The 22,633-nt window shown below is 65.8% G+C and carries 25 protein-coding genes; 13 read left to right on the top strand and 12 right to left on the bottom strand.

What is annotated here, in order from left to right; genetic code table 11:
* Positions 1 to 266: 266 nt before the first annotated feature.
* The 4 genes from U1R88_RS15045 to dapB all read left to right on the top strand — a co-directional run bounded on the left by U1R88_RS15045 (position 267) and on the right by dapB (position 3,328).
* Positions 267 to 920 (top strand): methyltransferase family protein, encoded by a 654-nt coding sequence (locus tag U1R88_RS15045; RefSeq protein WP_322431921.1) that lies wholly within the window; start codon positions 267 to 269, stop codon positions 918 to 920.
* 365 nt (positions 921 to 1,285) lie between these two features.
* The gene (gene tsaB, locus U1R88_RS15040; RefSeq protein WP_068297440.1) at positions 1,286 to 1,963 is read left to right on the top strand and encodes a tRNA (adenosine(37)-N6)-threonylcarbamoyltransferase complex dimerization subunit type 1 TsaB; all 678 of its coding nucleotides are present in this window, start codon (positions 1,286 to 1,288) and stop codon (positions 1,961 to 1,963) included.
* 10 nt (positions 1,964 to 1,973) lie between these two features.
* Complete coding sequence (rimI, locus tag U1R88_RS15035) at positions 1,974 to 2,453, top strand: ribosomal protein S18-alanine N-acetyltransferase (protein WP_322431920.1); 480 nt, start codon at positions 1,974 to 1,976, stop codon at positions 2,451 to 2,453.
* Positions 2,454 to 2,512: 59 nt separating this feature from the next.
* On the top strand, positions 2,513 to 3,328 hold the full coding sequence (gene dapB / locus U1R88_RS15030) for a 4-hydroxy-tetrahydrodipicolinate reductase (RefSeq protein ID WP_202908490.1): 816 nt from the start codon (positions 2,513 to 2,515) through the stop codon (positions 3,326 to 3,328).
* Between the two features lie 89 nt (positions 3,329 to 3,417).
* Here dapB and ptsN read toward each other — a convergent pair whose 3' ends face one another.
* The 7 genes from ptsN to U1R88_RS14995 form a co-directional block, all read right to left on the bottom strand.
* Complete coding sequence (ptsN, locus tag U1R88_RS15025) at positions 3,418 to 3,882, bottom strand: PTS IIA-like nitrogen regulatory protein PtsN (RefSeq protein ID WP_068290664.1); 465 nt, start codon at positions 3,880 to 3,882, stop codon at positions 3,418 to 3,420.
* A 116-nt stretch (positions 3,883 to 3,998) separates the two neighbouring features.
* Complete coding sequence (gene hpf / locus U1R88_RS15020; RefSeq protein ID WP_068290666.1) at positions 3,999 to 4,580, bottom strand: ribosome hibernation-promoting factor, HPF/YfiA family; 582 nt, start codon at positions 4,578 to 4,580, stop codon at positions 3,999 to 4,001.
* Positions 4,581 to 4,887: 307 nt separating this feature from the next.
* On the bottom strand, positions 4,888 to 5,829 hold the full coding sequence (locus U1R88_RS15015) for a 2-hydroxyacid dehydrogenase (RefSeq protein WP_322431919.1): 942 nt from the start codon (positions 5,827 to 5,829) through the stop codon (positions 4,888 to 4,890).
* A gap of 295 nt (positions 5,830 to 6,124) precedes the next feature.
* Positions 6,125 to 6,748, bottom strand: coding sequence for a methylated-DNA--[protein]-cysteine S-methyltransferase (locus tag U1R88_RS15010; RefSeq protein ID WP_425545427.1), 624 nt, complete (start codon positions 6,746 to 6,748; stop codon positions 6,125 to 6,127).
* Positions 6,749 to 6,823: 75 nt separating this feature from the next.
* On the bottom strand, positions 6,824 to 7,201 hold the full coding sequence (locus U1R88_RS15005) for a glyoxalase superfamily protein (protein ID WP_322431918.1): 378 nt from the start codon (positions 7,199 to 7,201) through the stop codon (positions 6,824 to 6,826).
* Between the two features lie 148 nt (positions 7,202 to 7,349).
* Entirely contained in the window at positions 7,350 to 7,847 is a 498-nt protein-coding gene (locus U1R88_RS15000) for a GNAT family N-acetyltransferase (protein ID WP_322431917.1), read from the bottom strand.
* The gene (locus U1R88_RS14995) at positions 7,848 to 8,768 is read right to left on the bottom strand and encodes a LysR family transcriptional regulator (RefSeq protein WP_322431916.1); all 921 of its coding nucleotides are present in this window, start codon (positions 8,766 to 8,768) and stop codon (positions 7,848 to 7,850) included.
* A gap of 144 nt (positions 8,769 to 8,912) precedes the next feature.
* Here U1R88_RS14995 and ilvD point away from each other — a divergent pair, with 144 nt between their 5' ends.
* The 3 genes from ilvD to U1R88_RS14980 all read left to right on the top strand — a co-directional run bounded on the left by ilvD (position 8,913) and on the right by U1R88_RS14980 (position 12,295).
* Positions 8,913 to 10,586: a dihydroxy-acid dehydratase gene (gene ilvD / locus U1R88_RS14990; protein WP_322431915.1), complete on the top strand. Its 1,674-nt coding sequence runs from the start codon at positions 8,913 to 8,915 to the stop codon at positions 10,584 to 10,586.
* Positions 10,587 to 10,751: 165 nt separating this feature from the next.
* On the top strand, positions 10,752 to 11,366 hold the full coding sequence (locus tag U1R88_RS14985; RefSeq protein WP_068290686.1) for a TetR/AcrR family transcriptional regulator: 615 nt from the start codon (positions 10,752 to 10,754) through the stop codon (positions 11,364 to 11,366).
* Positions 11,367 to 11,416: 50 nt separating this feature from the next.
* Complete coding sequence (locus U1R88_RS14980; protein ID WP_322431914.1) at positions 11,417 to 12,295, top strand: NAD(P)-dependent oxidoreductase; 879 nt, start codon at positions 11,417 to 11,419, stop codon at positions 12,293 to 12,295.
* A gap of 15 nt (positions 12,296 to 12,310) precedes the next feature.
* Here the strand turns inward: U1R88_RS14980 and U1R88_RS14975 are convergent, their stop codons facing one another.
* Positions 12,311 to 13,084 (bottom strand): mechanosensitive ion channel family protein, encoded by a 774-nt coding sequence (locus tag U1R88_RS14975; protein WP_068290690.1) that lies wholly within the window; start codon positions 13,082 to 13,084, stop codon positions 12,311 to 12,313.
* A gap of 535 nt (positions 13,085 to 13,619) precedes the next feature.
* Here U1R88_RS14975 and U1R88_RS14970 point away from each other — a divergent pair.
* Entirely contained in the window at positions 13,620 to 13,958 is a 339-nt protein-coding gene (locus tag U1R88_RS14970; protein ID WP_322431913.1) for a hypothetical protein, read from the top strand.
* Positions 13,959 to 13,963: 5 nt separating this feature from the next.
* On the opposite strand, the gene U1R88_RS14965 is transcribed toward U1R88_RS14970, so the two are convergent.
* Positions 13,964 to 14,851, bottom strand: a complete 888-nt coding sequence (locus U1R88_RS14965) for a LysR substrate-binding domain-containing protein (protein WP_322431912.1) — start codon at positions 14,849 to 14,851, stop codon at positions 13,964 to 13,966.
* A 92-nt stretch (positions 14,852 to 14,943) separates the two neighbouring features.
* On the opposite strand from U1R88_RS14965, the gene tmpA reads away from it, so the two are divergent.
* On the top strand, positions 14,944 to 16,101 hold the full coding sequence (gene tmpA / locus U1R88_RS14960; protein WP_322431911.1) for a 2-trimethylaminoethylphosphonate dioxygenase: 1,158 nt from the start codon (positions 14,944 to 14,946) through the stop codon (positions 16,099 to 16,101).
* On the top strand, positions 16,098 to 16,712 hold the full coding sequence (gene tmpB, locus U1R88_RS14955; protein WP_322431910.1) for a (R)-1-hydroxy-2-trimethylaminoethylphosphonate oxygenase: 615 nt from the start codon (positions 16,098 to 16,100) through the stop codon (positions 16,710 to 16,712). The genes tmpA and tmpB overlap by 4 nt, the downstream gene beginning before the upstream one ends.
* Here tmpB and U1R88_RS14950 read toward each other — a convergent pair.
* On the bottom strand, positions 16,685 to 17,455 hold the full coding sequence (locus U1R88_RS14950) for an N-formylglutamate amidohydrolase (protein WP_322431909.1): 771 nt from the start codon (positions 17,453 to 17,455) through the stop codon (positions 16,685 to 16,687). The two genes, tmpB and U1R88_RS14950, sit on opposite strands and share 28 nt — an antisense overlap.
* Positions 17,456 to 18,352, bottom strand: coding sequence for a MurR/RpiR family transcriptional regulator (locus tag U1R88_RS14945; RefSeq protein ID WP_322431908.1), 897 nt, complete (start codon positions 18,350 to 18,352; stop codon positions 17,456 to 17,458).
* A 317-nt stretch (positions 18,353 to 18,669) separates the two neighbouring features.
* Between U1R88_RS14945 and U1R88_RS14940 the strand changes: the two genes are divergently transcribed.
* The 3 genes from U1R88_RS14940 (at position 18,670) to U1R88_RS14930 (ending at position 22,159) form a co-directional block, all read left to right on the top strand.
* Positions 18,670 to 20,115 (top strand): APC family permease, encoded by a 1,446-nt coding sequence (locus U1R88_RS14940; RefSeq protein ID WP_322431907.1) that lies wholly within the window; start codon positions 18,670 to 18,672, stop codon positions 20,113 to 20,115.
* Positions 20,116 to 20,189: 74 nt separating this feature from the next.
* Entirely contained in the window at positions 20,190 to 20,828 is a 639-nt protein-coding gene (locus U1R88_RS14935) for a cysteine hydrolase family protein (protein WP_322431906.1), read from the top strand.
* Positions 20,825 to 22,159, top strand: a complete 1,335-nt coding sequence (locus U1R88_RS14930) for a glutamine synthetase family protein (RefSeq protein WP_322431905.1) — start codon at positions 20,825 to 20,827, stop codon at positions 22,157 to 22,159. The genes U1R88_RS14935 and U1R88_RS14930 overlap by 4 nt, the downstream gene beginning before the upstream one ends.
* A gap of 20 nt (positions 22,160 to 22,179) precedes the next feature.
* On the opposite strand, the gene U1R88_RS14925 is transcribed toward U1R88_RS14930, so the two are convergent.
* Positions 22,180 to 22,533 carry a VOC family protein gene (locus U1R88_RS14925; RefSeq protein WP_322431904.1) on the bottom strand — a complete coding sequence of 118 codons (354 nt, stop codon included), beginning with the start codon at positions 22,531 to 22,533 and terminating at the stop codon, positions 22,180 to 22,182.
* Positions 22,534 to 22,633 lie beyond the last annotated feature (100 nt).

Raw genomic sequence — 22,633 nt, 5'->3', positions numbered from 1 at the left:
TCTCGACCTCCAAAGTCGAGATCAATGAATCAGAACGCGGCTTCCTTGGGAATCCCATTTATGGGTATGTGATCTAGAGCAAAGTGCGATTTGGCGGAATCGCCAGGAATCGCAAAGACGCGCCGAACCAAAGAGTTGGAGCAAAACGGCGTTTCGTCCAGACGCGCTTTGCTCTAGAGTCGTGACGGTCCCGTGTCGGGACGATGGCATTGGCGTGACGCCGGGGAGCTGGCCGCGCGCGACCGGAACCCCAATCGAGTAGTTTCATGAACAATATCAAGGACAGCGGCAATGTCGGCACTCCCGTCGACATCAATGCCGTGCAGACCATACGCCGGATCGTCCTCGGCCTCCTGGGCGTACTCGGCTTCGTGGTGCTGCTGTTCACCGACTCCCTATGGCAGGATGAGGCCGGCCACGGTTTCCACGAGACCATCGAAAGCGTCGGGCTGGTGCTGATCGTGGTGGCTATTGTCGGACGCACCTGGTGCTCCCTCTATATCGGCGGACGCAAGAAGCAGCTGATCGTCGAGGACGGCCCCTATTCGATCTGCCGCAATCCTCTCTACGTCTTCTCCTTCATCGGTGCCGCCGGCGCCGGGGCCCAGTTCGGCACGGTCACCACCGCGGCATTGGTCTTCACCATCACGGTGGTGATCTTCACCATCGTGACGCACAAGGAGGAGCAGTTCCTCCACGACAAGTTCGGCGCGGTCTATGACGCCTATTGCGCCCGCGTTCCGCGCTTCGTGCCGAATTTCACGCTCTGGCGCTCGGTGCCGACACTGGAAATCCAGACCTCGCTGGTGACGCGCACCTTCCTGGATGCCTGCCTGTTCCTGGCCGCCTTTCCGGTGGCCGAACTGGTCGAACTGCTGCAGAACCAGGGCTATCTGCCGATCTACCTGCTGGTGCCCTAGAGCCAAACGCGTTTAAGTGTGAACGCTTATTTTCTCTAACTCTTTGTTCCGACGCGTCTTTGCAATCCCAAGAGATTCGATCAAATCGCAAAACGCTCTAGGGCGCGTCGCATTTGGAGAATGAAATGCCTAGGAGAGGGGCTGCCGGGAGAGAGCCCCCTGTGATGCCTGCATTCCCAGGAAAGCGTTGCACAGGCACCAACTCCTGCGATATCGCTGGAATTTGGCGACTGCCGGACGGTCCGGCCCTCCCCTGGAGCAAAGCGCGTTTAAACGGAAGCGCTCTTTTGCTCTCGCTCCTCGTTCGAACGCGTCATTGCGATTGCCGGTATCCACCAAATCGTAAAGCGCCATAGGTGTTCTCCATGCGTATCCTGGCCATCGACACAGCCCTCGAAGCCTGCTCGGCCAGCGTGTTCGATTCCGACGACGGCGCCATCGTCTCGCAGACATTGCCGATGGCGCGCGGCCAGGCCGAGGCGCTGATCCCGCTGGTGCGCGATGTCGTCGAGCGGTCGGGCGGGTTTTCCCTGATCGACCGGGTCGCTACCACGGTCGGGCCGGGCTCCTTCACCGGGCTGCGCGTCGCCATCTCGGCCGCGCGGGCCTTCGCCTTGTCGCTGCGCGTGCCCTGCGTCGGCATCTCCACGCTGGCGGCAATCGCCGCGCCCCATATCGACGAGAATGACGGCCAGCATGTCGCCGTCGCCATCGATGCGCGCCATGGCCATGTCTATTTCGAACTCTTCTCCAATCGCGGCCGCAGCATCGTCGAGGCCGGCTGCATCCCCTTGCGCGAGGCCGCGCGCGTGCTCGGCCCGGCGACGGTGAAGATGGCCGGGCCGGCCGCCCCGCTGCTGTTCGAGGAAGCCAAGGCCGCCGGTACGGCCGGCCAGATCGTCGATGCCAGCCCGGCGCCGGATATCGACTGGGTGGCCAGGCTCGGCCTGCTCGCCGACCCCGCCGACTCGCCGCCCAGGCCGACCTACCTCAAGCCAGCCGACGCGACGCCGCAGCAGAACGGCCAGATCGCGCGGCAGTGAGGAGACGGCGATGAGCTGGTTCGGCCGCAAACAGCCTCCCGTCGTCACCGATGCCAGGGCCGGCGATGCAGCGGGCCTTGCCGCCATCCATGCCTCGGGTTTCGAGCGCGGCTGGGATGCGCATGAGTTCGAGCGCATGCTGGCCGATCGCCTGACGATTGCCCATCTCGCCCGCCCGGGCGGCAAGGGCGCCCCGACCGGCTTTGCCCTGTCGCGCCTGGTGGTTGATGAGGCCGAGATCCTTACCGTCGCCGTCGCGCCGTCCTCGCGCCGCGCGGGACTGGCGACCCTGTTGCTGCAGCACCATCTCGGCCGCCTCGCGGCGGCAGGCGCACACAAGGTCTTCCTCGAGGTCGCCGAAGACAATGTCGCGGCTCTTCGCCTCTACCAGCGCCACGGCTTCAACGAAATCGCCAGGCGGCAGGCCTATTATGCCCGAGCCAAGGGACCGCCGGCGACGGCGATCATAATGGAGCGGGCGTTGAGATAATCCAGGGCCCTATCTTCGGCCCGCAATTCACGATTCATCACACTTTCTGGGAGTTCACCATGGCCGATATGCGGCTCGTCGTAGCAGGCGCCTCCGGGCGCATGGGGCAGACCCTGATCCGCATGATCGCGGAGACGCCTGGCGTCGTGCTCGCCGGCGCCATCGAGCGAACGGGATCGCCCGCCATCGGTCAGGATGCGGGCCGGCTTGCCGGGCTCGACGCCAACGGCGTCATCGTAACCGATGATCCGCTCAGCCTGCTGACCTCGGCCGAGGGCATCATCGACTTCACGGCCCCGGCCGCCACTGTCGAACTGGCCGCCCTCGCGGCGCAGATGCGTATCGTCCATGTGATCGGAACCACAGGCCTGTCCAAGGAAGACTTCGCCCGCCTCAGGGCCGCCGCCCGCCATGCCGTGATCGTGCAGTCCGGCAATATGAGCCTGGGCGTCAACCTGCTCGCAGCCGTGGTCAAGCGCGTCGCCAAGAGCCTGGATGCCGATTTCGACATCGAAGTCCTGGAAATGCATCACAACCGCAAGGTCGATGCCCCCTCCGGCACCGCCCTGATGCTGGGCCAAGCCGCCGCCGACGGCCGCGGCATCGATCTCGACGCCAATGCCGACCGGGTGCGCGACGGCCATCCCGGCGCCCGCGAAAAGGGCCATATCGGCTTTGCGACGCTGCGGGGCGGCACCGTGGTGGGCGAGCACAGCGTGATCTTCGCCGGCGAGAACGAGCGCCTCGAATTCTCGCACAAGGCCGAAAGCCGCACCATGTTCGCCAGGGGCGCCCTCAAGGCCGTACTCTGGGGCTTCGGCCGCAAGCCCGGCTATTATTCCATGGCCGATGTCTTGGGGCTCGGGGATTTCTGAACGGGCGGAGCGCGGGCATCCTGCCCGCTCTTGCTCCCCTGCATGCATCTGCATTCAAAGAGCGGGCTGGAAGCCCGCTCTCCGATCCATCACGCCGCGTGCGATGCCGGCTCCTCGCACAGGATCGAATAGAGGCCGGCCGCGTCGCTGGTGGCCCGCAGCTTCTGCACGATGGCGGGGTCGCGCAGCATGCGGGCAATGCGCGACAAGGCTCGCAGGTGATCGGCACCGGCGCTTTCGGGCGCCAGCAGCAGGAAGATGACGTCGACGGGCTGGCCGTCCAGGGCCTCGAAGTCGATCGGGCGCTCCAGGCGGGCGAACAGGCCGAAGATCCGGTTGAACTTGGCCAGCTTGCCATGCGGGATGGCAATGCCGCTGCCGACGCCGGTCGATCCCAGGCGCTCCCTCTGAAGCAGCGTATCGAAGATTTCTCGCTCGCCCAGGCCGGTCAATGCAGCGGCACGTTCGGCGATTTCCTGCAGAGCCTGCTTTTTCGAGTTTACTCTCAGCGCCGGAAGCACAGCATCCTGCGGCAGCAGATCACTCAAAGGCATCGCATTCCTCGTGGGGGTTCGAGCCGGGAGCCCATGCGAAAGGGCCGGCTCAATAGCTTGGCGCCCGCCCCTTCAGAACTATTCTTCGGAGGCGGGCGCTTGATCGGGTGGGCCTGTCAGGTCGACTCTGCCGTTGTCTGCGGCAGGTCGATCCAGCCAATATGGCCGTCGGGGCGGCGGTAAACCACGTTCACGCGGCCATGTCCAGCGTGACGGAAGACGAGGGCCGCCGCGCCGGTCAAATCGAGGTCGACGACGGCCTCGCTCACCGACAGGCGCTTCATCTTGGTGGTGTTCTCCGCCACGATCACCGGCGTGAACTCCTCGGCGGCGCTTTCCTCATCGCTCGGTGCCGTAATGACGTAGTCGGTGGACTCGGCCGCGGTCGCGTTGTCCGGGCCGGCATGATAATCCTTGATGCGGTGCTTGTAGCGTTTGAGCCGCTTGGTCAGGCGTTCCGTCGCCAGATCGACGCTGGCATGGGGATCATGCGCGATCGATTCGGTCTGAAGGGTGAGCCCGGTGGGAAGGTGAATGCGGCAATCAGTCCGAAAACCTGTGCCCTCCTTCTTTACTGTGACCTGGCCGGTGTAGGATTGGTCAAAATATTTCGACAGGCTATCGGCAACCCGCGCTTGAACGTGGGTCCGCAAGGCTTCGCCAATGTCGAGATTTTGTCCTGAGACACGCAGCGTCATGCTTCGCTCCGCTTCTTGAGACGGCAGGCCAGGGGGCCTGCATCCGGGTGGTGACCCTTAGCGTGTGTCGCCAGTCATGGCTTGCGTCGACGAGGCCAAATCGCCTCCGCCAAACACAAGCCATGACTGACGACACACCCTGCGATCACCCCCTCATTAGGTAAGACCGTATGGCGGCGGCGTCAACGTTACATTATTTTCACGCCGCCATCCGAAGGCCGAAGGAGCGATCCGCGCGAAACATCCTCAGGCTTCAATTTCCCGAACAAAATCAAAATATTACGGGAAATGACGGGTCATTTTCGCATCAATAGTGCCGGGCGGCATCCACAGGCGCCTCGAAGGGCAGGCCCCGCTCGTGGCGTTCGACCTGGCGCAGCACGAAACGCCCCACCGCGTCTTCGTCCGAGATCGCGGCATTGTGAGGGGAGATGGTCACGCGCGGGTGCTCCCAGAGCGGGTTATCCACCGGAAGCGGCTCCGCTTCGAACACATCCAGCGTCGCAGCCCGCAGCACGCCTTCGTCGAGCGCGGAGATGATGTCGGCCTCCACCTGCAGGCCGCCGCGGCCGGCATTCATCAGGATGGGGGCGCCGAGCACGCCGTCATGGGCAAGCTTCTCGAACAGGGCCCGGTTGAGAATACCCCTGGTCTCCGGCGTCAGCGGCAGCAGGCTGACCAGGAGATCCGTGCGACCAAGGAAGGCGTCGAGCTCGTCGCCGGCATAGGTCTTCACGCCCTCGATCTGCTTGGGCGTCCGGCTCCAGCCGGCGACATCGAAACCCATGGTCTTGAGTTTGCCGATGGCATCGACGCCAAGCACACCCAGCCCCATCACCCCCACCCGCAATTCATGGGCCGCCGGCGAGGGCATCACCTCGCGCCAGAGCTTCTGGCGTTGCAGCAGATAGTAGTCGGTCTGGTTGCGCAGATGGATGAGGGCATGCATCACCACCCATTCGCTCATGCGGGTGGTGAGATTGTCGTCCACCACGCGGCCGAGCGGCACGTTGGGCAAGGTCGGATCGGACAGGACATGGTCGACGCCGGCGCCGAGCGAGATGATGCCCTTCAGATTGGGCAGGCCAGCCAGCAGGCCCGGCGGCTGCTTCCATACCGCCGCATAGGTGATGTCGGCGGGATTGCCGACATCGGGCCAGGCCCTGATGTCGCGATCCGGCGCCAGGCGGCGCAGCCGCTCGAGCCAGGGGGCGACCTCCCACTGGGTGATGCACAGAAGTAGGGCCATGGGGAAGTCTCCTGGAGCAAAGCGCGTCTTTGCGATTCCTGCCCTTTCCGCCAAATCACGCTCTGGAGGAAAGGGCTCGCCCCTCTTACAGAGCAAGCGAGGCCCTGCAAAGCCAAAGGCGCAATGCAGATCGGGAGTGGCGCGACCTTTGTCATTGCCGGGCTTGACCCGGCAATCCAGCTTTCCCTTTCAATAGGGTGTGGCGAAGAGCCGGATGCCCGGGTCAGGCCGGGCATGACAAAGGCTGCTCCTTTATGGTCATGAAGCCAGCGCCCGGCGTCGCATCCTTTCGCAATCACGCCCAGCGCTTTTCGTGCTCGATCAGCCAGCGTTTGCGCCAGATGCCGCCGCCATAGCCGGTGAGCGCTCCGTCGGAGCCGACCAGACGGTGGCAGGGCACGACGATGGCGAACGGATTGGCGCCATTGGCCCGGGCCACAGCGCGGAAGGCGGACGGGCGCTCGAGCCTTCCGGCCAAGGTGGCATAGGACAGGCAGATGCCGGCTGGAATCCGCCTCAATCCCTGCCAGACCTGCCTGGTGAACTCCGAGCCATGCATGGCGAGCGGCGTGGTGAAGACTGGCGAGCGGCCGGCAAAATAGGCGGCCAGCTCGGCCTCGATGCCGTCGATCGCCGCCGATCGTCCGAAGGTGATGGCCGAGCGTGCCGCCTTGCGCAGGCGCGCCAGTTCGCCCGGCAGGGCCTTGCGATCGAAGAACTCGACGAGATGCAAAGCGTGGCGATCACCAACCGCCAGCATGGCGCCGATAGGCGTGTCGATCCAATCAGCCTTGAGCAGGTCGCGCCCCCTGAGTTGGGGCGGGGTTTCCTCCACCGCGCGCATCAGCGCCTCGCGCACCTCCTGTTCGCGCCTCGAGCCCGCCTCGGCCCAATCCTCGTCCTCACTCCACGCATGCATGCCAGCTCGTCCTGCCTCGAAAGGCGCGAGAGTGCGTTGCCGGCCGCGGGCCGGCAACCCGTTTCCTGCTACCTGCTACAGGCGCTGCCCGACGTCGATGCGATTGCCGTCCGGATCCTCGAAGACGAAGGCTCGCAGGCCGTAATCCTTGTCCTGCAGCCGCTTGACGATCCGCCGCCCGTCCGCCTCGCACAGGGCATGGAGGGCATCGGCATCGTCGACCATCAGATGCGCCACGTTGAAGGGCGGCGCCTTGTGGCCCGGCTGCAGCGTCAGATGCAGCTCCGCATCGTCGCGCTTGAGGATCATGAAGCCGACGGGACTGCCATTTTCGAAGGTCTTGGCGAAACCGAGGACGCCGACGTAAAAATCATGGGCGCGCCGGATGTCCTTGACAGGCAGCATGGCGGCGATCCGCCCGAAGCGGATGCCGCGTGGGGCGATGTCGTTCATCGCTCAACCTCGATCTTTGGAGCGTGCAGCCCCTTCGCGGGCGGTGCCGGAACGGTTCCACGCTTCCGTGTTGAAATCGGTGAGGCGGTGCCCACGCCCCGGTTATAACCAGGAAACTCCCGGCCGGATAGGGCATCCCGCGCAGCCCTCAGCGCTCGAGAAAAAGCACCATCAGCGCCTCGTCGAGATAGGTGTTTCCCGCCTTGAGCGCCCGTGGCTCGACGCCATAGACCTCGAAGCCGAGCCGGCGATAGAGCGCCAGGGCGCCATCATTGCCTTGGACGACGGCCAAGAGAAGTTGTTCCACCTCGCCGCGGGCGGCTTCGATCACCGCCTGCATCAACGCTCCGGCGATGCCCTGCCCGCGCCACCCCGGTTCGACATAGACGCCCCAGACCTGCCCCTTATGCCTGTCCTTGAGGCCGTCCTGTCGCCGGTAGCCCGCCATGCCGACGATCTGATCGCCGACATAGGCGCCGAACACCGCGGCCTGGGACAGCCGCTCCGCGAAGGCGGCCAGCGGCCTGGCGCTCTCGGCTGCGTGGGTGCTGCCGAAAGCCTCCGGCGCGGTAGCCAGTGCATCGAGCCGTATCGCCCGATAGTCGCTGCAATCGGCAGGGCCGAGGCGTCGGATAATGGCAGACATTCAGACAGCTTCCTTTCCGATGGCTTCCTTTTCCGCGACATCCAGGAACCGCCGCAGGGCCGGCGAGCGATCGCCGTGACGCCAGGCCAGCCCCGTCTCGATCACGGGCGCGGCATCGCGCAGGGCCAGATAGCGCACGCCCTGGCGCTGCAGGCGCTGCAGCGACTGCGGCACCAGCGCCAGCCCCATGCCGGCCGAGACGAGGCTGATGATCGTCTGCATCTGGATCGCCTCCTGCCTGACCGGCAGGAGCACGCCATGCGCGGCATAATAGCCGGAGACAAGGTCATGGAAAGCCGGAGCGCTGCGCCGCGGAAACAGGATCAGGGGCGCCGCCACCAGCGCGTCGATCGGCAGTGCCTGTCCCGTGAAACCGGCACGCCTCCGCTCGATCCAGGCCTCGGGCACGGCCGCGACCAGCGGTTCGCGCAACAGCGGCTGGTAGTCGAGCGCCGCAGGCAGGCTCGTGCGCGAAGAGGCAATCACCATGCCGACATCGATCGTCCCCTCCAGCAGCGCCTCGACCTGGAGGTCGCTGGTCATTTCCATGAGGGCCAGTTGCACGGCCGGATATCGCTCCCGGAAAGCGCTGACCATGGCAGGCAGCAGGCTGTAGTCGGCGGTCGAGACGAAGGCGAGCCGCAACAGGCCCGCCTCCCCGCGCGACAGACGGCGGGCAATCTCCGGCAAGGCATTGGCGTCCTCCAGCACCCGCCTTGCATGCGCCTGCCATTCGCGCCCGACCGGCGTGAGCGCGACATGGCGCTTGGTCCGGGCGAACAGCTTGACGCCGAGCTCGGCCTCCAGGGTCTGGATGGCCTGGCTGAGCGGCGGCTGCGTCATCGCCAGCCGCTCGGCGGCACGGCCGAAATGCAGTTCCTCGGCCACGGTGAGGAAATAGCGCAGCTGCCGCAGATCCATGGCTTTCTTCCAAGGCGGGGTGTGTTCGATCATTAATACATTTTTCGACCTAATATAGCCAGAAACATATATTTCACCAACGATTGGAACGCCTCTAGCATGGGCGGGATTTTGAATGCGGCTTGCCCGCCAATGGAGGATCCCATGCCGATCAACGAGCGCTCCCGGCACATCACTGAGGGCGTCGCCCGCTCGCCCAACCGGGCCATGTATTACGCCCTCGGCTACGAAAAAGCCGACTTCGACAAGCCGATGATCGGCATTGCCAACGGCCATTCCACCATCACGCCGTGCAATGCCGGCCTGCAACCCTTGGCCGAGGCCGCCGCGGCCGCCATCAAGGCGGCCGGCGGCAACCCGCAGCTCTTCGGCACGCCGACCATCTCGGACGGCATGTCGATGGGCACCGAGGGCATGAAATATTCGCTGGTCTCGCGCGAGGTCATCGCCGACTGCGTCGAGACCTCGGTGCAAGGCCAGTGGATGGACGGTGTGCTGGTGCTCGGCGGCTGCGACAAGAACATGCCGGGCGGCATGATCGGCATCCTGCGCGCCAATGCGCCGGCCATCTACGTCTATGGCGGCACGATCAAGCCGGGGCGCTGGAAGGGCCAGGATCTTTCGATCGTCTCCGCCTTCGAGGCGGTCGGCTCCTTCATGGCCGGCACGATGAGCCAGGAGGATTTCGAGGGCATCGAGCGCAATGCCTGCCCCACCACCGGTTCGTGCGGCGGCATGTACACCGCCAACACCATGAGCTCCTCCTTCGAGGCGCTCGGCATGGCCCTGCTCAACTCGGCCAACATGGCCAATCCCGACCGGGAGATCATCGACAGCGCCGCCGAGGCCGGCCGCGTGCTGGTGGAAGCGGTCAGGAAAGGCATCAAGCCGCGCGACATCGTCACCCGCAAGGCGATCGAGAACGCCGTGGCGCTGATCATGGCGACCGGCGGCTCGACCAATGCGGTCCTGCATTACCTCGCCATCGCCCATGCCGCCGAGGTCGAATGGACGCTGGACGATTTCGAACGCATGCGCCGCAAGGTTCCGGTGTTCTGCGACCTCAAGCCCTCGGGCAAATACATGGCCGTGGACCTGCACAAGGCCGGCGGCGTGCCGCAGGTGCTCAAGCTCCTGCTCAATGCCGGCCTCCTGCATGGCGACTGCCTGACCATCACCGGGCGCACTTTGGCCGAGGAACTGGCCGGGGTGCCGGACGAGCCGCGCCCCGACCAGGACGTCATCCGCCCGATCGACAAGGCGATCTACCGCGAAGGGCACCTGGCCATCCTCAAGGGCAATCTCGCCGAGGGCGGCGCCGTCGCCAAGATCACCGGGCTGAAGAGCCCCTATATCAGCGGCCCGGCCCGCGTTTTCGATGACGAGAAGTCGGCCATGGACGCGATTCTATCGGACACGATAAAGCCCGGCGACGTCTTGGTGCTGCGCTACCTCGGCCCCAAGGGCGGGCCGGGCATGCCCGAGATGCTGGCGCCGACCTCCGCCATCATCGGCCGCGGCCTCGGCGACAGCGTCGGCCTGATCACCGACGGACGCTTTTCGGGCGGCACCTGGGGCATGGTGGTCGGCCACGTCACGCCGGAGGCCTATGAGGGCGGCACCATCGCCCTGGTCCAGGAAGGCGACACCATCACCATCGACGCCCGCCGCCAGAGCCTGCAACTGGAGGTGGACGAGGCCGAGCTCGCCCGGCGCCGTGCCGCCTGGCGCCAGCCGGCTCCCCGCTATACCCGCGGCGTGCTCGCCAAGTTCGCGGCCCTGGCCCGGCCGGCCAGCGAAGGCGCCGTGACGGGCTGACACGGGAAGAGGCGGACGGGACGTCCGCGGTCCCAGCCTTATCGTTTCCGGCGCGACGCTGGCAGGCTCGCGCGAGAACCGCTGCGGCTGGGACCGCGGACATCCTGTCCGCTCCTTTTCATGAAGCGACTTGATTAGGAAACGATCATTTCCTAATCTCGCCGCATGTCCATGCCCCTCGCCGATTCCCCGCGCCTGGCCGGCCGCCCCCGAGAATTCGATCTCGACGCCGCGCTCGACAAGGCCATCCTCGCCTTTCGCGAGCGCGGCTATCACGCCGCCTCGATCGCCGATCTCGGCAAGGCCATGGAGCTGACCGCCGGCAGCCTCTACAAGGCCTTCAAGGACAAGCGCGCCATCTTCGTGGCGGCGCTCGAGCGCTACACATCGCTGCGCAATGCCGGCCTGCGCGCCCGCCTCACGGGGCTGGCCACCGGCCGCGAACGCCTGCGCGCCGTGCTCGACTTCTATGTCGAGTCCGCCCATGACCTCGAAGGCCGCCGCGGCTGCCTAGTCGTCGGCAGCGCCGTCGAGCTGGTGACCTTCGACGCTGATCTCGCCGAGTTGGTCGCGCAGGCCCTGCGCCGCAACGAGGTGTTGCTGATCGAGCTGATCCGGCAGGGGCAGGCGGACGGCTCGGTCAATCCGTATCTCGGCGCCCAGCAGGCGGCGCGCACCTTGCTGTGCGTCCTGCTCGGCATGCGCGTGATCGGCAAGACCGGCCGCCGGCACGATGACATGGCCGATATCACGGATCTCGCGCTGAAAGTGCTCGACTGATTTTTTCGGCCAATTCGGAAACGATCATTTCCAAATAAGGAGTCTCGATCATGCAAGCGGGTTTTCTCGGTCTTGGCACCATGGGCCTTCCCATGGCCGCCAATCTGGTCAAGGCAGGCCATCGCGTGCGGGCCTGGAACCGCTCGCAGGAGCCGGTTGCCCGCCTCGCGGCGCTGGGGGCCGAGCCGGCCGCCGCCCCGGTCGATGCGGCCGATGGCGCCGAAGTGCTGATCGCCATGCTGGCCGATGACGCCGCGAGCCGGGACGTCCTGCTCGCCCAGGGTACGCTGGACGCCCTCCCCGAAGGCGCCGTCGTCGTGAACATGGCGACCGTCTCGGTCGCCTTCACCCGCGACATCGCGGCCGAACACGCGGCGCGCGGCCTCTTCTATGTCGCCGCCCCGGTGCTCGGGCGCGTGAATGTGGCGGAGGCCGGCCAGCTCAACATCCTGGCAGCCGGCGATGCTGCCCAGCTCGACCGGGTCCAGCCTTTGCTCGACGTGCTGGGCCAGAAGACCTGGCGTTTCGGCAACCGGCCCGAACAGGCGGCCGCGGTGAAGCTCGCCGCCAATTTCATGATCGCCAGCGCCATCGAGACCATGGCCGAGGCATCGACGCTGGCATCGGGCCATGGCGTCGCCAAGGCCGCCTTCCTGGAGATGCTGACCTCGACCATCTTCGCCGCACCGCCCTATAAGGGCTATGGCGCCGCCATCGCGGAGGAGCGCTTCGAACCTGCCGGCTTCAAGCTCTCGCTCGGCCTCAAGGATGTGCGCCTCGCGCTCGAGGCGGCCGATGCCGTCAACGTGCCCCTGCCCTTCGCCGGCGTGCTGCGCGACAACCATCTTGACGCCCTCGCCCACGGCGAAGGCCATCTCGACTGGGCCGCGCTCTCGCGCGTCGCCGAGCGGCGCGCCGCGCAGAAGTGATCGCGGAGCGAGCGATCAGGACGCGGATGCGGCGGCGTCCAGGGCCGCCGAAGCCCGCTGCACGATCTCGGCCTTGAGGTCATTGGCATCACCGGCCTTGGTCCAGGCCTGGACGGCGATGTCGACGCCCTTTTCGGTGAAGCCGGACAACACGATCGAGGCGGCCGGCAGCGGCAACACCCGGCCGTCGCGACTGAGGAAATCGCGGATCGCGCCCGACACCGCCTCGGCATTACCGCCATAGGGCACGGGTACCTTCACATTGACGCTGCGGGTGGGATAGGCCGAGACATTGGTGATCGGCGAGCCCCAGACCTGCCCGTTCGGAATCAGAACCTGTACATTGTCGCCACTGGCGAGCTCGGTCATGAACAGATTGAGGTTCTTGACCGTCCCGGCCTTGCCGGCCACCTCGATGCTGTCGCCGAGCTGGAAAGGCCGGAACAGCAGCAGCATCACGCCGGCGGCCATGTTGGAAAGCGTGCCCTGCAGGGCGAGGCCGATGGCCAGCGAAGCAGCACCCAGCACGGCGACGAGGCTGGTGGCCTGGATGCCGATCACCTGCAGGATCAGGATGAAGACCAGCACCAGCACGCCATAGCGTACCAGGCTCGACAGGAAGGCCGTGACGATCGGATCCATGCGCGAGGTTGCCGTCAGGGTCCTCGCGGTGAGGCGCTCCAGCATGCCGGCGGCCCACCAGCCGACCAGCATGATCACCAAGGCACCTAGGCAGTTGATGCCGTAGAGGATGAACAGGTTTCCAAGTCCATTGAGATCGATCGGCAAGGGAAGCCTCCTGGGGTGGGCAGCGGGCGGCCCTCCCGATAGCACGCCCGCACCATCCGCCTAAAGCCCCCGCGGTTCATCGGGATAGGCAAGCCTCGCAAAACCATGTCGAAACAAGGTATTGGAGCAAATCTGCGGCCGGAAACGAAAGCATTTCGCACCAGACGACAACAGTCTTTTCATCGTCGTTGCCGTCTCGACCATCTGCCATGTGCTCTGGAACCGGGTGCGTGATTCGGGCCGACAGGCCCCCTTGCCGCACCGCCTGAACACAACCACAGGTCGCGGATTTCCTCACAATTTAATACCGTTGATATCCCGGCGATGCGAAGCACCACGCCAATATAACCAACAAGTATTAAGCGGCTGGTTTAATTATCTAATCCGTCTGGGCAGCTTTCAGAGGTAGGAAATTACGGGGTATGCTGCCCGACAGATAAGTTCCGATCGTCTCTTAGATCTACGGGGGAATACTATGCGTTTCCTGTTCCTTCCCCGAGTTACGAGAACACATTACCCGTTCCTCGAAGAATTATTGTCTCTGCATATACCTTATGCGGATTGGCTGCGTCTGGTGGCCGATTGGCGCGAGGCGGGCAAGGCGCGAGGCTTCACCGTCCGCTACATGACGGTCAATCCCTATGAATTGCGCCGCTGGCTGCCCGCAGGCGCAGGCCCCGCCAGCCTCGCCCAACTCCTGCAATTCACTGACTGGGTCGGCAATGGCCGGTCGGGCGATCCGTTCGCCTCCACGAAAGTGCCCGGCAATCTGGACACGAAACCTCCCGGTGGCACGCCTCGCTCCGGCGGGCCGCCCGGCCCTTCCTGGGAAGCCCGCGAGGACAACAGGGACCTGCGGACTGCCATTTCCTGACGCGCTCAGGCTCGGGGCCTCGCCTCGTCCAGAATCCAGTCCAGCACGGCTTGCTCATGCGGCGCAAGCGCCCTGCCGGCCGGACAGGTGACGAAATGGCCGCGCTCGCCGGCAAGCTCGATGTCCGACAGCGGCCGGAGCCGGCCTTCCGCCAGGATCGCATCCGCCAGGGGGCGCGAGGCCAGAACCACCCCCGCTCCGGCCTTGGCTGCTTCCAGCGCCACCACGAAACTGTCGAAAACCAGGGCTGGCCGCCCCGGCGTGCCGATGCCGGCCCGAGCGAACCAGTCCGACCACATCTCCCTGCCGCCGGCGACCGAGAGCAGGGGCAGTCGCGTCCAGTGCCGGGGATCCGGCAGGCCTGCCAGCAGCGCAGGCGCCGCCGCCGGCACCAGGCGTTCCCAGGTCAGGCGATGACTGTCGCGCCCCTCGAATGCTCCCACCCCGAAGCGGATGTCGAAGCCTTCGCGATCACCAGCATAATCGGCCGGGACATGCACGGTGGAGAGGGCCAGGCGAATCTGCGGAAAGGCGGCGGCAAAGGCCGGGATGCGCGGCGCCAGCCAGAGCAGGGCAAAGGAGATCGGGCAGCGCAGGTCGACCGTCTGGCCGGCGCGCCGGCCGAACAATTCGGTGGTGCTGCGCGCAAGCGCCCTGAACACCCCCTGGATATGGGGCAGATAGGCGCCGGCCTCCGGCGTCAGTTCCACGCCCCTCCGCTGGCGCGTGAACAGCGCGGCACCGAGTTCGGCCTCCAGATTGCGGATATGCTGGCTGACGGCGGCCTGGGTCAGGCCGAGTTCCTCGCCGGCCGCCGTGAAGTTGAGATGGCGGGCACAGGCCTCGAAGGTGCGCAGCCAGGCGAGCGGCGGAAGGCGGGATGATTCTGCCATAATTGAAATGATGTCGTCTGCACGTTTTTCATTGTTTGTACGATGGCAGAGGCTTCCGCACAATGGCCGCGATCCTGACGGGAGGCCATGTGATGAAGGCGGAAACAGTTGAAATCCTGGATGCGGGCCAGGCTCTGCGCATCAATTGGGGTGATGGCGGGAGCCATCGCTTCCACGCGATCTGGCTGCGCGACAATGCCCTCGATCCGCGCACCCGCAGCAGCGCCAATGGCCAGCGCCTGATCACGGTGCTCGATATTCCGGCCGATACGGTGATCGCTTCGGCTGAAGTCACTGCCGAGGGCGCCATCGGCATCACCTTCGCTCCCGAGCAGCATCAGGCCGTGTTTCCGGCCGCCTGGCTGCGTGACCATGGCTACGACAAGCCGGCTCCCGCTGCGAAGGGCTGGCTCGGCCCCGAGATCGAGCCCTGGGACGCCAGCCTGCAGGGTCAGGTTCCGACCGCCTCCTTCGACCGCCTGCGCCAGGACCGGGCCGCGCTCGGCGCCTGGCTCGGCGCGGTGCAGCGTTTCGGCTTTGCCGTGGTGACTGATATGCCGACCCATGCTGGCGGATTGTGCGATGTCGCCGACCTGTTCGGCTATGTACGCGAGACCAATTACGGCCGCTGGTTCGAAGTGCGCGCCGAGGTCAACCCGACCAACCTCGCTTATACCAATCTCGGCCTGCAGGCCCATACCGACAATCCCTATCGCGATCCGGTGCCGACGCTGCAATTGCTGGCCTGCCTCGAAAACTCGGTCGAGGGTGGCGATTCCATCGTGGTCGACGGCTTCGCCGTGGCCAGGCGCCTGCAGGTCGAGGATCCCAAGGCTTTCGACTTGCTGAGCCGCCACACCGTGCGCTTCGAATATGCCGGCTCCTCGGGCGTGTGCCTGCGTTCCAAGCGCCCCTTCATCGAGCTGGGGCCCGATGGGGAGATGATCGCCATCCGCTTCAACAACCGCTCGGCCGCCGCCTTCACCGACGTGCCCTATGAGGAGATGGCCGCCTTTTATGCCGCCTATCGGCGCTTTGCCGAGATCCTGGAAGATCCCGCCATGGAAGTTAGCTTCAAGCTCAGGCCCGGCGAGCTCTTCATCGTCGACAACACCCGCGTCATGCATGCCCGCAAGGCTTTCTCCGGCAGCGGCAAGCGCTGGCTCCAGGGCTGCTATGCCGACAAGGACGGCCTTCTCTCCACCCTCTCGGCCATACGGGCCGAAACCCGCCGGGAGGCCGCCGAATGACCACGCCAACTCTCGACGCCACCACCATCGTGGCCTTCCTCGCCGACATCTTCGAGCGCCGGGGCGCCGAAGAATATCTCGGCGAGCCCGTGACCATGGCCGAGCACATGCTGCAAGGCGCCTGGTTCGCCGAGCAGGAAGGTGCCGATGACGAACTGGTCACCGCCGCGCTACTCCACGATGTCGGCCATTTCACCAGCGAGTTCGGCGCCTATTCGCCCGATGACACCGAGGACAAGCATCATGACGATGCCGGTGCCGAGGTACTGGCCCCCTTCTTCCCCGAGGTCGTCACCGAATGCGTGCGGCTGCATGTGGCAGCCAAGCGCTATCTGTGCGCCACCGATCCGAGCTACGACGCCAAGCTCTCCCCCGCCTCGCGCCATACACTGTCGCTGCAGGGCGGCCCGATGAACGCGGCCGAGATCGCCGAATTCCGCTCCAGCCCCTTCTACAGGGAGGCCGTGCGGGTCCGGCTCTGGGACGAGGCCGGCAAGGTCGCCGGCCTGAAGACCCGCGCTTTCAGAGACTATGCCCCGCTGCTGCAACGCGTGGTCGATCGTTTCCTGGTGGATAGCACTGCTCAGGCGGAGAACGCGCCGGCCAGATAGCCGGCCCAGCTCTCCGTACCATCGGGCGTGGCGATCAGGTCGTTCCGGATCTCGATCAGGATGGCCGGGTTGCCGCGCTGGTCGCCATGAACGGGAATGGCGTAGTCATTGCCGTCGATGACATAGGGCACATTGGCCTCGACCAGCAGCCCGGGTGCCGCATTTCGCAGCCCCTCGATCACCTTCCGCCCCATCGGCGCCGCCTGTGCGAACAGCACACCGGCATGCCAGGGGCGAGGCTTGCCGTGGAAGACCGGCGTGTAGCTGTGGATCGCCACGATCACGCTGCCTTCTCCGCGCGCCTGCCGGGCATCGAGAAAGCGCGCCACGCCCTGGTGGAAAGGGTGGAACATCACGGCTTCGCGCCGTTCCCGCTCGGCAGGATCGAGATCGCGATTGCCGGGGATTTCCGTCGCCTCCGAGATAGCCGGGATGCTGCTCGGTGCGCCGAGCGGCCGGTTCAAATCGATCAGCAGGCGCGAATAGCCGGCCAGGAAAGCGGGCGCGTCGAGCAGGCGCGCCAGATGGCGCGTGACCTCTGCCGCGCCGACATCCCAGGCGATATGCCGGCCCAGATCCGCCGGCCCCAGGCCCAGCCCGCCATACTCGGCCGGCATGTGGTTGGAGGCATGCTCGCAGATCAGCACGATCGGCGAACGCCCTGCTTGGTTGACGATCTCGAGGGCAGGCGGCCAATCGGCATTGTCGAGGGCGGGCTCGTGCTGCATCCGGGAATTCGGCATTCAATGGTCCTGGACATCATTGAGGATAGGCTGTGGCGCGCCCTTTTCGCTGACCGTGACGCCGACGGCACTGCGAATGTCCTCGAGCGCCTGGATGCGCCGCTTGACGGCATCGCCGCTGCGCATGACGGCGTGCAGGGACAGGGCTTCGAGCTGGGCGAGGGCCGGCACCAGCGTGTCATAGGGTGAATTGACTTCGCTTGGCGCGATGAAGACCACCTCGGCCTTCTGCGCGATCGGCGACAGCCATTGATCGGTGAACAGGACCAGCTTGACGCCGCGCTCGGCCGCCAGGGTGGCAAAGCGGACGATGTCGGTCTGGTAGCGGCGATAATCGAAGACGATCAGCACGTCGCGGTTGCCGAGTTCGAGCAGGAGGTCGAAGCTTTCGGCCGAAAAGCGCGCGAGATCCGTCACCTGTCCCCGGAACTGGCCGAGATAGCCCGCGAGGATGCCGGCCAGATGCCGGCTGAAGCGCCCGCCGAGCAGGAGCACCCGCCCCTTCGCCGCCATGATGAGATCCACGGCCTGGTCGTAGTTCTGCGCCGGCACCGCCGTTTCGGTCTCGGCAACGCGATGGGCGACGGATTGAAGATAGGTCTGCACCGTGGCCGGGCCGTCGCCGGCCGTCCGCTTGGTTTCGAACATCAGCAGGGGAGACTGCAGCCTCGCCTCGATTTCGGTGATCAGCATGGCCTGCAAATCGGCGAAGCTCTCGAAACCCAGCTTGGCTGACAGCCGCGCCACGGTCGGGTCGCTGACGCCGGCCCGCTTGGCGAGATTTGAGGCCGTTCCCAGGCCTGAGGTCGGATAGTCGGCCAGCAGGGCCTGCACGATCTTTCCCTCGGCGGGCGTGAGGTTGAGTCCGCTCTGCGTCAGCAGGTCTTTCAGAGGCATGATCGGCGGCCCTCGTTATGTTAGAGTTTTGACATAAATATCAATTAAACGTCAAATATGAAAAAATATTGACAGATATTGTCGACGATGCTTTGTTCGCAGCCAGCAAGCAGCTCGTGCGAAAAAAGCAAGCGATACGGGGGGATCCCGGTCCCCGGCCTGCCGTTTCCACGCTCCACGAATTCTGTCCGCACAAGGCGCGCGGCCTCGGCAGTCATGCCGCGCGCAAACAATGACGGCTGTCGTCCATCCGAAAACATCATGGCCTCGTCGCACGCCATGCCGGCGCGCCGCGTGTCCTGAAACTGTGGGGTAGCATGAGCGGGAATGACGGGAAGACATCACGCAAGCTGAAACTGTGGGAGGCCCTCGCGCTCTCCCTGGGATTGATGGGACCGACCCTGGCGATGGGCGGCAACGGCCAGGGGCTGATCGACTCCGTCGGCAAGGCAATCCCTCTCGTCTTCGTCTTCGGCCTGGTCGGCGTGGCGCTGATCGCCTATGGCTTCATCCGGCTGACCCGCTACTACAACCATGCCGGCAGCGCCTATGCCCTGGTCGGCGCGACAGTGGGGCCGCGCGCCGGCTTCTTTTCCGGTTTCGCCCTGCTCGGCACCTATGTCTTCTTCTCGATCTGCACGCTGGCGGCGCTGGGCGCCTTCGTGAACGCCCTCCTGGCTGCCCTGCAGCATGGCGCGGACAAGCCCTATCAGCTGCCCTGGATCATGCCGGCCCTCGCCGGGGCTTTGCTTTCCGTCTATTTCAGCACGCGCGACACCCGGACCATCTCCAAGGTCCTGCTGCTGGTCGAAGGCATCGGCATCGTCTTCATGATCATCCTCACCGCGACGATCTTCGCGAAGGGCGGCGCGCCGACGACCCATGTCGATTTCTCCAGCTTCAGCCTTGATGGCGTCGGCTTCCAGGCCGTCGCTGCCGCGGTGGTGGCCGCCTTCCTGTCCTGGGCCGGCTTCGAGGGCTGCGCGACGCTGGGCGAGGAAACCGCCGATCCCAAGCGCAACATCCCCCTGGCCCTGCTCGGCTCGGTCGTGCTGACGGGTGCCTTGTTCGTCATCGTGATGTTCGCCCAGACCATCGGCTTCGGCACGGATGCGGCGGGCCTGGCGGCCTTCAAGGGTGCCGGCAACACGCTAGGCGCCCTGGCCGAGACCTATCTCGGCCGCCCGGTGGCGCTGATCCTGATCTTCTCGGCCGTCCTCGCCGCCTTCGGCTCGCATCTTTCCTCCGTCGCCACCGCCAGCCGGCTGCTGTTCGCCCTCTCCCGGGACGGCTTCGGCCCCCGCCTCCTGGGCGCACTCGACAGCCGGCATGGCCAGCCGCGCAACGCCGTGTGGGTCGTGCTGGCGGTGACGGCCCTGGTCGACCTCCTCGCCTATCTCACCGGCCGCCCGAATATCGGCACGGGGGACCTGGCCATCGACGCCTATTTCCACTTCGCCATCATCGGCTCGGTCTGCCTGATGGTGGTCTATCTGATGGTCGAGGTCGGTGTCTCCAGGCTGATCCTCAGCGGACAGGTCGCCATTCCCAAATGGGAACTCGTCATCCCCCTCCTCGGCATGGCCGTGATCGTGACCGCGCTCTATTTCAACCTCGTCGGCCCGTTCGATCCCTTCGCGGCACCGGTGCTGGCGCTCGGCTGGTGCGTCCTCGGATTGCTGGTCACGCTGTGCGCGCCGAGCATGGTGCGCAGCATCGGCAACCGCCTCGCCGGCGAACTCGGCGCGCCCAGCAAGAGCTGACGCCAATCCAGCCGGGGCGCATCCGCGCGCTCCGGCTCCCGTTACAAAGACAGGCCGATTGAGAGGAGCCACCCATGCCGACGTCCGCCAGCCGGGATTCTGCCTTCCTTCCGGGCAGGACATCGATCCTGTTCGTCGATGTGCAGAAGATCTGGACCATTCCGGGTCGCGACCCCGCCCATCCCGATGCCGATCCGGACAGCTATTTCTACAAGCGCAACCGCGAGCTCGTCGTGCCCAACCAGCAGCGCCTGCTCGCCGCCGCCCGCGCAGGCGGCGCCAATGTGCTGCACACCATCATCCGTAGCCTGACCAAGGACGGCCGCGACCGCTCGCTCGACCATAAGCTGACGCCGATCCACATCGCGGTCGACGACCCCAATGGCGACGTCATCGACGAGCTGCGGCCGATCGACAACGAGATCGTGCTGCCCAAATCCTCCTCGGGCGTCTTCAATTCCACCAATATCGACTATGTGCTGAGGAACCTCGATACGCATAATCTGGTGATTGCCGGCCAGCTCACCGACCAGTGCGTCGACATGGCGGTGCGCGACGGCGCCGACCGGGGCTATCTCGTCACGCTGGTGCAGGATGCCTGCAGCACCTATTCGGAAGAGAGGCATCGGGCCGCCCTCTCGGCCATGGGCGGCTATTGCTGGGTCAGCGATACCGACGAGGTGGTCCGGCGCCTGAACGGATTGTCGGCATGAGCCAGGACCAGAACCTACCCGGCGACGAACTCGTCGCCCTCCTCACCACCGACATGATCGGCCTGACGCGCGGGCGCTGGATTCCGGCGGCGGCAGGAGAAGCAGCCTTGCGCAAGGGCTGCGGCTGGGTGCCGGCGAACCTGGCCCTGACACCGTTCGACAGCATCCCGGCGGACAATCCCTGGGGGTCGGCGGGCGACCTGCGCCTGATGCCGGACGAGGCCAGCCGCTTCCGGGTCGCGAGCCTGCCCGGCAAGACACCTCTCAACGGCGTCCTGTGCGACATCACCGCACTCGACGGCACGCCTTGGCATGGCTGCGGGCGCTCATTCCTGAAGGCAGCGCTCGCCGATTTCGAGGCGGAAACCGGCCTCAGGATCACGGCGGCCTTCGAAATGGAGTTCCAGATCGAGGGCGCGGCCTGGGAGCACGCCCCCTCCTTCTCCCTCGCCTCGATGCGCCGGGCCGATCCGTTCGGCCCCCTGCTGATGGCAGCCCTGCGCGAAGCCGGCGTGGAGCCCGAAATGGTGCTCGCCGAATATGGCCGGGACCAGTTCGAGGTCGTCTGCGGACCGGCCGATGCCGTCACCGCCGCCGATCGGGCCGTGGTGATCCGGGAAGTCACGCGCGAGGTCGCCAGGAGCTGCGGCCTGCGCTCGACCTTCGTGCCGAAATCCACGCCGGACGGGGTCGGCAACGGCCTCCACATCCATTTCTCCTTCCGGAGCGCGGACGGGACTCCCGCCAGTTTCGATCCGGCGCGGCCGGGGCGCGTCTCGGAAGCCACCGGGCAGTTCGTCGCGGGACTGGTCCGGCACATGCCCGCCCTGGTGGCGCTGACGGCACCGAGCGTGGTGTCCTATTTCCGCCTGCGTCCCCATCACTGGAGCGCAGCCTACACGGCTTTCGGTGCCCTCAACCGCGAAGCCTCGGTGCGCATCTGCCCGACAGCGGAAACGCCCGGCGCCAACGTCGCCAAGGCCTTCAATCTCGAATATCGCGCGGCCGACAACACGGCCAGCCCCTACTGGGCCCTGGGCGTGATGATCCGGGCAGGTTTGGCGGGCATCCGCGAAGGGCTGGCACAGCCGCCGCTGATCGCCAACGATCCCGACACGCTGCCGCCCTCCGAGCGCGAACGCCTCGGCCTGCGCCGCCTTCCCGAGACCCTGCCCGACGCGCTTGTCGCCTTCATGCACGATTCAATCGTGCAAGACTGGTTTCACCCCGAGATCATCCAGGGCTTCCTGGCCATGAAGCGCAGCGAGATCGAGATGACATCGGCCTGGTCGGATGCCGAAATCTGCCGCCGCTACGCCCAGGTCTACTGAGGCCGGGTGGCGCCTCGCCCTTATCCCGCATGCGAAAGGATGTTGAGGAGGCGCCCGAGCGGGTCACGCACGAAGAAACGCCGGACTCCCCAGAGCTCGTCGGCCGGGCCATAGACGATCGCGTGGCCGGCGGCCCGGGCGCGGGCATGGACCGCGTCGACATCATCGACCTCGATTGAAAGATCGGGCACCGGCGTGCCGTTGCCGCCCTCGCTGGCGAGGCTGAGCTGGGGTGTCTGCTGGCCCTGACCGGCAAAAGTGAGGATCCAGCCGTGGTCCATCACCACCTCCAGCCCGAGCAGGTCCTGGTAGAAGGCACAGGCCGCCTGCGGGTCCGCGACGGCGAAATTGGCGACGATGCGCAGCACGGCCATGGCGTCCTCCCCTAGGCGGCGACCTCACCAAGACAACTTGCCGCAAGGCCCGTCTTAACGCAGCCGCCGCGACTGTGCTAGCGTCCCGCCACAATGATAA

The organism is Labrys sedimenti (assembly GCF_034424805.1).
Taxonomy (GTDB): Bacteria; Pseudomonadota; Alphaproteobacteria; order Rhizobiales; family Labraceae; genus Labrys; species Labrys sedimenti.
The sequence above is the reverse complement of the archived record's forward strand: the minus strand, read 5'-3'. Positions and strand labels throughout refer to the sequence as shown.